This is a genomic window from Streptomyces sp. URMC 123 (assembly GCF_051386515.1).
Lineage (GTDB): Bacteria > Actinomycetota > Actinomycetes > Streptomycetales > Streptomycetaceae > Streptomyces.
Genome location: NZ_JBPQTV010000198.1, coordinates 1 through 11,721 on the forward strand (window position 1 = coordinate 1; position 11,721 = coordinate 11,721).

Genomic DNA, 11,721 nt, shown 5'->3' on the forward strand with positions numbered 1-11,721 from the left:
CGGCGGCCCGGCAGTCCGCGGCCCGGCCGACCGGCCCCGTCCCCGCCGCCGCGCGACCCCTTCGGGTGGATCGAGGAGGAGCGGCGCGCGCGCCACCGCGCGGGGCTCGTCCGCACCCTGCGCCCGCGCCCCGCCGACTCCGCCCTGCTGGACCTGGCGAGCAACGACTACCTCGGCCTGGCGCGCCACCCGGAGGTCACCGGCGCGGCCGCCGACGCCGCACGCCGCTGGGGCGCCGGCGCCACCGGGTCCCGGCTGGTCACCGGCTCCACCGAGCTGCACGCGGAGCTGGAGGCCGAGCTCGCCGCGCACTGCGGCTTCGAGGCCGCGCTCGTGCTGTCCTCCGGCTACGCCGCCAATCTCGCGGCCGTCACCGCGCTCGCCGGCCGGGGCGCGCTCATCGTCTCGGACGCGCACAACCACGCCTCGCTCATCGACGGCTGCCGGCTCGCCCGGGCCGGGACGGCCGTGGCCCCCCACGCCGACCCGCGGGCCGTCGGCGAGCTCCTCGGCGCCCACGGCGGCGGGCGGGCCCTGGTCGTCACCGACTCCGTGTTCTCCGTGGACGGCGAGACCGCCCCGCTGCCGGCCCTCGCCGACGCCTGCCGGGCGCACGGCGCCGCGCTGCTGGTGGACGACGCGCACGGGTTCGGCGTGCTGGGCGAGGGCGGGCGGGGAGCCCTGTGGGCGGCGGGCCTGGCGGGCGCGCCGGACGTCGTCGCCACCGTCACTCTGTCGAAGTCCCTCGGCAGTCAGGGCGGCGCGGTGCTCGGCCCGGCCCGGGTCGTCGAACACCTGGTCAACACCGCGCGCAGCTTCATCTTCGACACCGGGCTCGCTCCCGCCGCGGCGGGCGGCGCGCTGGCCGCGCTGCGGCTGCTGCGCCGGGAACCCGAGCGCGCCGCGCGCGCCCGGGCGGTGGCCGGTGCCCTGCACCGGGAGCTGACGGCGGCCGGGCTGACCGCCGCGCCGCCGGACGCCGCGGTGGTGTCGGTGCGCGCGCCCTCCCCCGGGGCGGCGGTCGGCTGGGCCGCGGACTGCCGGGCCGCCGGGCTGGTGGTGGGCTGTTTCCGCCCGCCGTCCGTGCCCGACGGCGTCTCCCGGCTGCGGCTCACCGCCCGCGCGGATCTGACGGACCGGCGGATCGCGGAGGCCGTCGGGGTGATCGTCGCGACCGCCCCGGCCGGGGCCAGGGATCTCAGCGGCAGTCGAACGCCCCCTCTCTGACCGCCGCCAGGAATGCGGCCCAGGCGGGGCGGGGGAAGAGCAGCGCGGGACCGGCCGGGTTCTTGGAATCGCGCACGGCGAGGGTCCCGGAGCCGAACGGTGCCGTTTCCACGCAGTTGTTCATTCCCGTACTGAAGCTGCTGCGCTGCCATGGAGCGTCGGTCAGAGTCTCACTGGAGGGTACGTACCGAGGCATTGCGGACATGGTGCCTCCTTACGCGCCATCGCCGATTGCGGCAATGAAAGCCAACGATTCGTCGCACGAGAGGGCGTGCCCCCGCAGCGTGTCGAACGCATCGCTGTACGCCCTGAGGTCTTCTTTCCGGTCCAAGTGCAGACTACTCGTCAAATGGTCGAGAACAACCACGTCCAGATCGGCCATGCGAGGAAAGGAAAAGATAACGAAAGGGCCGGTGATGCCGATGTGGACACCGCTGGAGAACGGCAAAACCTGCAGCCGCACATGGGGCAGCGAACCGACCTCCACGAGATGGCCCAATTGCTCCGCCATGACCCCGGGGCCGCCCGGCTCCCGGCGCAGCACCGCCTCGTCCAGGACCGCGTGCAGCTCCAGCGGCGGATCGGCCGCCAGCACCGCCTGCCGGGCCATGCGGACCTCGACGAACTCCTCGACTCGCGACCTGGCGTGCGGAATGGCGGAGAGCGCCGCCTCGGTCACCGCCCGGGCGTATGCCGGGGTCTGCAGCAGGCCGGGGACCACATGGGTCTCCAGCGTGCGCGCCCGGACCGCTTCCGCTTCCAGGCTGATGAAGTCACGGTACTCCGGGGGCAGCAGCCGGCGGTAGGCGTGCCACCAGCCACCCCGCGCGCCGTCGCCGTTGTTCCCCTCGCCGCCGCAGAGTGCCTCCAGCAGGGCGCGCAACTCCGGATCGGTCACGCCGTAGGCGTCGAGGAGCCGGGTGACGTCCGAGGGTTTGACCGCGCTCCGCCCCGTCTCGATCCGGCTCACCTTCGACTGGTGCCAGCCCACCCGACAGGCCGCCTCGTCACTGGTGAGCCCGGCCAGATCGCGCTGTCGCCGCAGCTCGGCGCCGAGCTTGCGACGGCGCACCGCGGGACCGTGCTGCATGACCCCTCCTGAGGTTGCTGGTGTCCCGGATCTCTCGGACCTCTCGCCTCGTGCCGAGGAGACAGTCTGCCCGCCGCATGCGGTTTTCCGTAGCAGAGTTCACCGCTTCGAGCGATAGATATATGCGCATCTTGGGGGATCGCCCCCTTTCGCGGCAGCATGAGAGGGCACTTGGGTGTGCAGCGGCCGGCCGGAGCCGCTCCCACCGCCCCCCGGGGCGCCGGAGCGAGGCCCGGTGGAAAGGGACAGCATCGCCATGGCAGACCACCATGAAGCATCCGTCACGCTGCCGAGCGATCCGGCGTCGGTCACCCGGGCGCGGAGGTACGTGACGTCCGTCCTCGGCGAATGGGGGCTGCCGGACGGCGCGGAGGAGGCGGACACCGTCCGCGTCATCGTCTCCGAGCTCGCCACCAACGCCGTTCAGCACACGTTCGGACTCTCGCCCACCTTTACGGTGAAGCTCCATCTCGACCGGGACGAACAGCTGCGGATCGGGGTGACCGACAGTCACCCGCGCTGGCCGAGGCGGCTGCCCGCCGCGGTGCAGCAGGACAACGGCCGGGGCATGGTCATCATTCGCTGGCTCACCGCCGAGTCGGGCGGCAAACTCTCCGTCATTCCGACGGCGGAGGGCGGAAAGACGGTATGGATCGCGCTGCCGTGGCCGGTTCCCGCCGCGCATTGAGCGAAGAGGTCGTTGAAAGGCGCGAGGACAGGGCCGACGAGGCCCGGGGGGCCGTGCCGAATACCGTCACGTATTGCGGCCGAAAGGTTCTCGTAATCGGCGCGCAATAGTGCCTGTCGCTTTTCGGCCGCGCGGGCGCCCGTCCGCGGCCGGCACCGAGGGGACGGCACCGGGGACGGCATCAGGGACTGCGCCGGGGAGGGCATCGGAGGCGGCGCCGGGGACGGCGCAGCACCGAGGGACGGCTCGTCCTTCGCGGTGCCCGGCCTCGGCCGGGCACCGCTCGGCGGTTTCAGTTGACGCGTCCGTAGGAGACGCTACGGGTCCAGATCTTCTCCAGGCGCACCACGGCGCCGCGCTTGGGGGAGTGCCAGATTCTGCCCTGCCCCGCGTAGATGCCCACATGGTGGATGTAGCCACCGGAGTGGAAGAAGACCAGATCACCCGGCTGGCGCTGGGACGCGGGGACGTGGGTGGTCCGGTTGTACTGGGCCGCGGCCGTGCGGGGGAGCTGCTTGCCGACTCGCTTGAAGGAGTACTGCGTCAGCCCCGAGCAGTCGAAGCTGTACGGCCCGGCGGCACCCCATCGGTACGGGGCGCCCTTCTTGGATGCCGCTATGTGCAGCGCCTTCGTGGACGCTGTCAGGGACTGGGCCTCCGGCGCGGCGCCGGGGACCAGCAGGGTCCCGCCGACGGCCGCGAGAGTGAGGGCGGAGACGGCGCCGGCCCGGGAGATGAACGCCGGGCGAGCGGACGGTGAGCGGTTCTCGGCGGAGGGGTCTTCTGCGGAATGATCTGTGGAACGATGATGTCCATGCGCGGACATGCGCAAACCCTTCGTCATCCGCCTATGAAGGATGACCTGTCGGGTTCGGGCTGGCGAAGATGCCCGGCCGCTGCTGCGGCTTCACCCCAAGGGGCGGCGGCGTGGTGTGCGGTCGCCCCGGACTGCTCGGGTCCTCCACTCCTGCCGATTCCCTGATGTCGACCAGGCGTCCGGTGCGGCGGCAGGACTCGGCGTGCGCCCGGACCGCCCCGCCACGGCGGCGGGGGCTTGTCGTCGAAGCGATCGTCACGCACCGCCGCCGCCGATTCCGAGTCGAAACGGCCGTTTGTGAGCCTCCTCACGACTGCTCCGTTCAGGTGGACAAAACCCCATTCGCTCCGGACGGGCTTTCCGGCACGAGCCTCTGACCAGCGGCGGAGCGGATCGTACGAGGCGGGGGCTCGGCGTCCTGCGCAAGTCGATCAGGCTGGTCGTCCAGTGATCCCTTCGCCGATCGAGTGAGCCCGATCGGCGTAGGGCGGGTCGGTACGGCGATCCGCCGCCCTCAACTTGGCTGTGCCGGTGGCACGGTGACCGGGATCGCGCGCCGTTCCCCGACCCCCGCTCAGGGGGTTCGCACCGCGGTGAGGTGGTGTGCGCCGCGTTCGCCGCGCTCGTCCGCCGGTCTCGGCGTGACACGCGGCGCGACGGGCCCGGGCCGCGGTCCCCGGCCGCAGCGGTCGGGCGGGCCCGCGCACCGACCGACGACCCGTACGACGCCGCGTCAGTTCGTGTGCTCCGCAGCCGACTTGGGGCGCTGGCGCCTCGCCGTGCCGCGACGCGGGGCTCGCCGCGGGAGTGGGGGAGCGCCCCGCTCGCCGCCGTCGGGTTCGCCCCGGTCACCGGTCGCCGCCCGCCCGCGCCAGGCGGTCGCCATGGGTCGCACCGCGGGCGGCACGATCGTCACCGCGCGCCGCACGCGCCGTCCGGCGACGGTGATCGCCGATGTCCATGGGGACGCAAAAGGACAGTTAACACGGTGGAAAAGGTTGCGCAGTAATGTGCAATTCCCTCGCCCGAGCGGAAGAACCGCACTTCAGCGGGGGTTTGACCTCGGATAGTGTCCCGCTGCGTCCAGGCGGGACCCGGGGTCGGCACAACTGCCGCGCGCCGGTGTGAACCGCCGGGCGCCCATCGCCCGTGAACGGGGCGAAGGGGACGACTGTGAGGTGGGAAGCGTGCAACTGACTCCGCATGAGCGGGACCGACTGCTCATTCATGTGGCCGCCGACGTGGCGCGCAGGCGCCGGGACCGCGGAGTGCGCCTCAACCACCCGGAGGCGGTCGCGCTGATCACCACCCACATCCTGGAGGGCGCCCGCGACGGCCGCACGGTGGCCGAACTCATGGCGTCCGGCCGTACGGTCCTCACCCGGGACGACGTCATGGAGGGCATACCCGAGATGATTCACGACGTCCAGGTCGAGGCGACCTTCCCGGACGGCACCAAGCTGGTCACCGTCCACGAGCCGATCGCGTGACGGGGGCCGCGCCGATGATCCCCGGAGAGATCCTGCACGCGCCGGACCCCGTGGTGCTCAACGAGGGCCGCGAGGTGACCCGGCTGACCGTGCTCAACGCGGCCGACCGGCCCGTCCAGGTGGGCTCCCACTACCACTTCGCCGAGGCCAACCCCGGTCTGGACTTCGACCGGACCGCGGCGTACGGCCTGCGGCTCGCCGTCGCCGCCGGCACCGCCGTGCGCTTCGAGCCGGGCATCCCCGTCGAGGTCGAGCTGGTGCCCCTCGCCGGCCGGCGCGTGGTGCCGGGGCTGCGCGGGGAGACGGGCGGAGCGTTGGACGCGCGGCGCGCGTCGCCGCGCCCCGGGGCGTCGCCGTCCGCCGCGGCCCGCTCCCCGCTCCCGGCCGGAGCGACGGCGCCACAGGCAGGGGTGGCGAACGCGTCCGACGCCGGGCGTCCGCCGGCGCCGGCCGGCGCGGGGGCGCGGCATGGCTGAGCTCACCCGCGCCGCCTACGCCGACCTCTATGGGCCCACCACCGGCGACCGCGTACGCCTCGCCGACACCGATCTGTTCGTCGAGATCGAGCGCGACCTCTCCGGGGGCCCCGGATCGGCCGGCGACGAGGCGGTCTTCGGCGGCGGCAAGGTGATCCGCGAGTCCATGGGCCAGGCCCGTACGACCCGGGCCGAGGGCGCGCCCGACACCGTGATCACCGGCGCCCTGGTGCTCGACCACTGGGGCGTCGTCAAGGCCGACGTGGGCCTGCGGGACGGCCGGATCACCGCCCTCGGCAAGGCGGGGAACCCCGACACCATGGACGGTGTCCACCCCGACCTCGTCATCGGGCCCGAGACCGAGATCATCGCCGGCAACGGCAAGATCCTCACCGCGGGCGCCATCGATGCCCATGTCCACTTCATCTGCCCGCAGATCGCCGACGAGGCACTGGCCGCCGGCATCACCACCCTGGTGGGCGGCGGCACCGGACCGGCCGAGGGCAGCAAGGCCACCACCGTCACCCCCGGGCCCTGGCACCTCGCCGCGATGTTCGCGGCCATGGAGGCGTACCCCGTCAACATCGGGCTGCTCGGCAAGGGCAACACCATGTCCCGGGACGCCCTCCACAGCCAACTGCGCGGCGGGGCGCTCGGCTTCAAGATCCATGAGGACTGGGGCGCCACCCCGGCCGTCATCGACGCCTGTCTGAGCGTCTGCGACGAGACCGGCGCACAGCTCGCCATCCACACCGACACCCTCAATGAGGCGGGCTTCGTCGGGGACACCCTCGCCGCCATCGCCGGCCGGTCGATCCACGCGTACCACACCGAGGGCGCGGGCGGGGGGCACGCGCCGGACATCATCACGGTGGTCTCCGAGCCGAACGTGCTGCCCAGCTCCACCAACCCCACCCGGCCGCACACCCTCAACACCGTCGACGAACACCTCGACATGCTGATGGTCTGCCACCATCTCAACCCGGCCGTCCCCGAGGACCTCGCCTTCGCCGAGTCCCGCATCCGGCCCAGCACCATCGCCGCCGAGGACGTGCTGCACGACCTCGGCGCCATCTCGATCATCTCCTCCGACTCCCAGGCCATGGGGCGCGTCGGCGAGGTGGTGCTGCGCACCTGGCAGACCGCCCATGTGATGAAGCGGCGGCGCGGGGCGCTGCCCGGCGACGGCCGCGCGGACAACCACCGGGCCCGTCGCTATGTCGCCAAATACACCATCAACCCGGCCGTCGCCCAGGGCCTCGACGGCGAGATCGGCTCCGTGGAACCCGGCAAGCTCGCCGACCTCGTGCTCTGGGAGCCGGCCTTCTTCGGGGTCAAGCCGCAGCTCGTCCTCAAGGGCGGACAGATCGCGTACGCGCAGATGGGCGACGCCAACGCCTCCATCCCCACCCCGCAGCCCGTGCTGCCGCGCCCGATGTTCGGCGCGCTCGGCCGGGCCCCGGCCCGCAACTCCGTGAACTTCGTCGCCCCGGCCGCGCTCGACGACGGGCTGCCGGAACGGCTGGGCCTGGAGAAGCGGTTCGCCGCGATTCGCGGCACGCGCGGGGTGACCAAGGCGGACATGCGGGAGAACGACGCCCGGCCGCGGGTGGAGGTGGACCCGGACACCTTCACGGTGACGATCGACGGCGACGCCGTGGAGCCGGCCCCCGCCCGGGAACTGCCCATGGCCCAGCGCTACTTCCTCTTCTGATGACAGCCGTCGACGAGACCGCCGCCCCGCAGGGCGAGGCCACCCGAGCCGGCGCCCGGTCCACCGCCGAGGGGCGGCCGCGTGCGTCGCTCGCCGCGCTGCTCGTCCTCGGTGACGGGCGCTTCCCGGCCGGCGGCCACGCCCACTCCGGGGGCGTGGAGGCCGCCGTCCTGGCGGGCCGGGTCCAGGGGCCGCTCGACCTGGCGGACTTCTGCCGGGGCCGGCTGCACACCGCCGGGCTGGTCGCGGCGGCCCTCGCCGCCGCGGCGGCGGCCGGCCTCGACCCGCTGGAGCTCGACGAGGCGGCCGACGCCCGGACCCCCTCGCCCGCGCTGCGGCTCGCCGCGCGCCGGCTCGGCCGGCAGATGGCCCGCGCCGCCCGCGCGGCATGGCCCTCGGCCGCGCTCGACGCGCTCGCCGCGGCCCGGCCGCGCGGCGCCCATCAGCCCGTGGTCCTCGGGCTGCTCGCCCGGAGCGCGGGCCTGGGCCCGCTCGACGCCGCGCAGCTGGCCGCGTACGAGTCGGTGAGCGGGCCCGCCACCGCCGCCGTGCGGCTGCTCAGCCTCGACCCGTTCGACGCGACCGCCGTCCTGGCCGGGCTCGCCCCCGAGCTGGACGAGGTGGCGGCGCGCGCCGCCGACGCCGCCGAGCGGGCCCTCGTGGCGGGGCCGGCGGCGCTGCCCTCCGCCTCCGGGCCGCTGCTCGACATCGGGGCCGAGCGCCACGCGGCCCGCGCCGTACGCCTCTTCGCCTCGTGACCGATCCCCTCGCGGGCGGCGCGCCGCCCCATGCCGCGCCCCATCCCGTACGGCACCCCCACGGGCCGCACGCCATCCCGTACGGCACCCCCTCTCGTACCGCGTCCACCGACCACCGCGCCCCATCTCCTACCGCATCCACCGAGCACGGGAGCACCCGCCATGCACCTCGACCACCCCGAGACGTACCCCCACCGCCACAGCTACGGCCCGGCCGAGCCGCGGCGCCCCGACGGCACCCGCAGGGCCCTGCGCATCGGGCTCGGCGGGCCCGTCGGGTCCGGGAAGACCGCCACCGTCGCCGCCCTCTGCCGGGCGCTGCGCGAGGAGCTGTCCATCGCCGTGGTGACCAATGACATCTACACCCGGGAGGACGCGGAGTTCCTGCTGCGCGAGGCCGTGCTGCCGGCGGAGCGGATCACCGCGGTCGAGACCGGCGCCTGCCCGCACACCGCGATCCGGGACGACATCTCCGCCAACCTGGAGGCCGTGGAGGATCTGGAGGAGGCCGTGGGCCCGCTCGATCTGATCCTCGTCGAGTCCGGCGGGGACAACCTCACCGCGACCTTCTCCAAGGGGCTCGTCGACGCCCAGCTCTTCGTCATCGACGTGGCCGGCGGCGACGACATCCCGCGCAAGGGCGGCCCCGGGGTCACCACCGCCGACCTGCTGGTGGTCAACAAGACCGACCTCGCGCCGTACGTCGGCTCGGACCTGGGGCGGATGGCCCGGGACGCCAGGGAGCAGCGCGGCGAGCTGCCCGTCCTCTTCACCTCGCTGGCCGCCGAGGGCGGCGTCGGCCCGATCGCCGACTGGGTGCGCGAGCGGGTCCGCGACTGGACCGCGGTGCCGGTGTGACGGCCTCCGCCGCGCACGCCTCCGCCGTCGTCGCCACCGCCCGGATCACCGCCGCGCTCGACGCCCGGGGCACCACCGTGCTGCCGGAGCTCACGGGGGAGGGCCCCCTGGCCCCGCGCCGGGTCCGCGCGCACGGCGCCGGGGCGGCCGTCTGCCTGGTGGGCGCCATGAGCGCACCGCTCGGCGGGGACCGGCTGCGGATCGAGACCCGGGTGGGGGCGGGGGCGGCGCTGCGGGTGACCTCGGCGGCGGCCACGCTGGCGCTGCCCGGCCGGACGGGCGCCGCCGCCCACTACGACGTGGCGCTGGAGGCGGCGGACGGCGCCCGGCTCGGCTGGCTGCCCGAGCCGCTGATCTGCGCCGGCGGCAGCGAGCTGCGGGCCACCACCCGGGTGGCGGCCGCGCCCGGCGCCCGGGTGCTGCTGCGCGAGGAGCAGATCCTCGGCCGCAGCGGCGAGCGGCCGGGCCGGCTCGCCACCCGGCTCACCCTGTGTCTCGGCGGCCGGACGCTGCTCGACCAGGAGAGCGGCTACGGCCCCGGCGCGCCCGGCTGGGACGGCCCGGCGGTGCTCGGCGCCCACCGGGCCGTCGGGCAACTTCTCGTGGTCGATCCGGACTTCGACGGCGCGCCGCCGCCGGTGCGGTTCGCGGGCGACGGCGGCGCGGGCGGGGAGGGCGTCCTGGTGCCGCTGGCCGGCCCGGCCGCGCTGGCCACCGCCGTCGCCCCCGACGGACTCCGGCTGCGCCGGCTGCTCGACGAGCTCGCCGCGCAGCTCACGGGTTGGTAAAGAACACCAGTACGACCTGTTCGACGGGCCACCGCAGACGACAAGATCCCCCTGCAAGCTCTGTGACCACCGCCGCCGTTCGGCGGCGAACCCTGCAGGGGGAACATCTGTGAGACGCGCAAGCGTGCTCGGCTCCGCCGGCGCCCTGATGGCGGGAACGTTCATCCTCGGCGCGGCGGCCGCGCCGACGGCCAACGCCACGCCCCAGCGCCCCGCCGTCGACCTCGAGTCCTGGGGTGTCCGAATAGCCGCCGCCCGTGCGGCGGCCACGGGCATCGACTGGACGGCCTGCCCCGAGGACTGGGGCCTGCCCGCCCCGATCCAGTGCGGCTATGTGACGGTTCCGCTGGACTACGCCAAGCCCCACGGCCGCACCATCAAGATCGCGGTCGACCGGATCGGCAACACCGGCAAGCCCTCCGAGCGCCAGGGCGCTCTCCTCTACAACCCGGGCGGCCCCGGCGGTTCGGGCATGCGGTTCCCGCTGCGCGTCACCAACAAGTCGCCGCTGTGGACGAAGACCGCCGCGGCGTACGACTTCGTCGGCTTCGACCCGCGGGGCGTCGGCCGCTCCACCCCGATCTCCTGCGTCGACCCCCAGGAGTTCGTCAAGGCCCCCAAGGCCGACCCGGTGCCCGACAGCGAGGCCGACAAGCGCGCCCAGCGCAAGCTGGCCCGCGAGTACGCGGACGGCTGCCACGAGCGCAGCGGCTGGATGCTGCCGCACATGACCACGCCGAACACCGCCCGCGACATGGACGTCATCCGCGCCGCCCTCGGTGAGAAGAAGCTCAACTTCCTGGGCGTCTCCTACGGCACCTACCTCGGCGGCGTCTACGCGACCCTCTTCCCGACGCACGTCCGCCGCATGATCGTGGACAGCGTCGTCAACCCCTCGCGGGAGAAGATCTGGTACCAGGCCAACCTGGACCAGGACGTCGCCTTCGAGATGCGCTGGAACGACTGGAAGAAGTGGGTGGCGGCGAACGACGCGGCCTACCACATCGGCGACACGCCGGAGAAGGTCCAGCGCCAGTGGGAGACGCTGCGCGCCACCGCCAAGAAGAAGCCGATCGGCGGGGTCGTCGGCCCCGCCGAGCTGATCAGCTTCTTCCAGGGCGCGCCGTACTACGACTCGTCGTGGACCGTCGTCGCCACCGCGTGGAGCAAGTACCTCGCCGGTGACGAGAAGGCCCTCGTCGAGGCGGCGGGACCGGACCTGGGCGACACCCGGGGCAACATCGCCGCGGAGAACTCCAACGCCGTCTACACCGCGGTCGAGTGCGCCGACGCCAAGTGGCCCACCGACTGGCGCACCTGGGACCGGGACAACACCGCCCTGCACCAGAAGTACCCGTTCATGACCTGGTCCAACGCCTGGATGAACCTGCCCTGCGCCACCTGGAAGGGCCCGCAGCGCACCCCGGTGGACGTCCGCTCGCACGCCGGGCTGCCGCCGGTGCTGATCGTCCAGGCCGAGCGGGACGCCGCCACCCCGTACGAGGGCGCCGTCGAGCTGCACAAGCGGCTCAAGGGCTCGCGTCTGATCACCGAGAAGAACGCCGGTTCCCACGGTGTGACCAGCCTCGTCAACGCCTGTGTCAACGAGCGGGTGGACGCGTATCTGCTGGAGGGCAAGGTCGACGCCCGGGATGTGACGTGCGAGCCGCACGCCGTGCCGAAGCCGGCCCCGGCCGCGCCCGCCGCCAAGGCGTCGGCCGCCGAGACGCCCGCCGCCGAGGCCGCGCCCGCCGCGCGGCGCTGACGCGCCACGGTTGAACCGGGAGGGGACGGCCGGCACCGCCGGCCGTCCCC

General features: G+C 74.1%; 11 protein-coding genes, 1 pseudogene and 1 riboswitch. Of the genes and pseudogenes, 9 read left to right on the forward strand and 3 right to left on the reverse strand.

The window, feature by feature from the left end; all coding sequences use genetic code 11:
• Positions 1-69 precede the first annotated feature (69 nt).
• On the forward strand, positions 70-1,227 hold the full coding sequence (locus tag ACSNOD_RS21080; protein ID WP_436768563.1) for an 8-amino-7-oxononanoate synthase: 1,158 nt from the start codon (positions 70-72) through the stop codon (positions 1,225-1,227).
• On the opposite strand, the gene ACSNOD_RS21085 is transcribed toward ACSNOD_RS21080, so the two are convergent.
• Both ACSNOD_RS21085 and ACSNOD_RS21090 read right to left on the reverse strand, forming a co-directional pair.
• Positions 1,199-1,432, reverse strand: coding sequence for a DUF397 domain-containing protein (locus ACSNOD_RS21085; RefSeq protein ID WP_436768555.1), 234 nt, complete (start codon positions 1,430-1,432; stop codon positions 1,199-1,201). The two genes, ACSNOD_RS21080 and ACSNOD_RS21085, sit on opposite strands and share 29 nt — an antisense overlap.
• Before the next feature lie 9 nt (positions 1,433-1,441).
• Complete coding sequence (locus tag ACSNOD_RS21090; RefSeq protein ID WP_436768556.1) at positions 1,442-2,317, reverse strand: helix-turn-helix domain-containing protein; 876 nt, start codon at positions 2,315-2,317, stop codon at positions 1,442-1,444.
• Positions 2,318-2,573: 256 nt separating this feature from the next.
• On the opposite strand from ACSNOD_RS21090, the gene ACSNOD_RS21095 reads away from it, so the two are divergent.
• Positions 2,574-3,005 carry an ATP-binding protein gene (locus ACSNOD_RS21095; RefSeq protein ID WP_436768557.1) on the forward strand — a complete coding sequence of 144 codons (432 nt, stop codon included), beginning with the start codon at positions 2,574-2,576 and terminating at the stop codon, positions 3,003-3,005.
• Positions 3,006-3,297: 292 nt separating this feature from the next.
• On the opposite strand, the gene ACSNOD_RS21100 is transcribed toward ACSNOD_RS21095, so the two are convergent.
• Positions 3,298-3,831: a C40 family peptidase gene (locus ACSNOD_RS21100; protein ID WP_436768558.1), complete on the reverse strand. Its 534-nt coding sequence runs from the start codon at positions 3,829-3,831 to the stop codon at positions 3,298-3,300.
• A 4-nt stretch (positions 3,832-3,835) separates the two neighbouring features.
• Positions 3,836-4,010: riboswitch (cyclic di-AMP (ydaO/yuaA leader) on the reverse strand.
• A 999-nt stretch (positions 4,011-5,009) separates the two neighbouring features.
• On the opposite strand from ACSNOD_RS21100, the gene ACSNOD_RS21105 reads away from it, so the two are divergent.
• The 7 genes and pseudogenes from ACSNOD_RS21105 to ACSNOD_RS21135 all read left to right on the forward strand — a co-directional run bounded on the left by ACSNOD_RS21105 (position 5,010) and on the right by ACSNOD_RS21135 (position 11,671).
• On the forward strand, positions 5,010-5,312 hold the full coding sequence (locus ACSNOD_RS21105) for an urease subunit gamma (protein ID WP_436768559.1): 303 nt from the start codon (positions 5,010-5,012) through the stop codon (positions 5,310-5,312).
• A gap of 14 nt (positions 5,313-5,326) precedes the next feature.
• Positions 5,327-5,635 (forward strand): annotated as a pseudogene (locus ACSNOD_RS21110) (urease subunit beta); the annotation flags it as partial.
• Between the two features lie 145 nt (positions 5,636-5,780).
• Positions 5,781-7,502 carry an urease subunit alpha gene (locus ACSNOD_RS21115; protein ID WP_436768560.1) on the forward strand — a complete coding sequence of 574 codons (1,722 nt, stop codon included), beginning with the start codon at positions 5,781-5,783 and terminating at the stop codon, positions 7,500-7,502.
• The gene (locus ACSNOD_RS21120; RefSeq protein ID WP_436768564.1) at positions 7,499-8,260 is read left to right on the forward strand and encodes an urease accessory protein UreF; all 762 of its coding nucleotides are present in this window, start codon (positions 7,499-7,501) and stop codon (positions 8,258-8,260) included. The genes ACSNOD_RS21115 and ACSNOD_RS21120 overlap by 4 nt, the downstream gene beginning before the upstream one ends.
• A gap of 162 nt (positions 8,261-8,422) precedes the next feature.
• The gene (ureG, locus tag ACSNOD_RS21125) at positions 8,423-9,118 is read left to right on the forward strand and encodes an urease accessory protein UreG (protein WP_436768561.1); all 696 of its coding nucleotides are present in this window, start codon (positions 8,423-8,425) and stop codon (positions 9,116-9,118) included.
• Positions 9,115-9,906, forward strand: coding sequence for an urease accessory protein UreD (locus ACSNOD_RS21130; protein WP_436768562.1), 792 nt, complete (start codon positions 9,115-9,117; stop codon positions 9,904-9,906). The genes ureG and ACSNOD_RS21130 overlap by 4 nt, the downstream gene beginning before the upstream one ends.
• Before the next feature lie 148 nt (positions 9,907-10,054).
• Positions 10,055-11,671 (forward strand): alpha/beta hydrolase, encoded by a 1,617-nt coding sequence (locus ACSNOD_RS21135; protein WP_436768565.1) that lies wholly within the window; start codon positions 10,055-10,057, stop codon positions 11,669-11,671.
• The last annotated feature ends 50 nt before the right edge of the window (positions 11,672-11,721 follow it).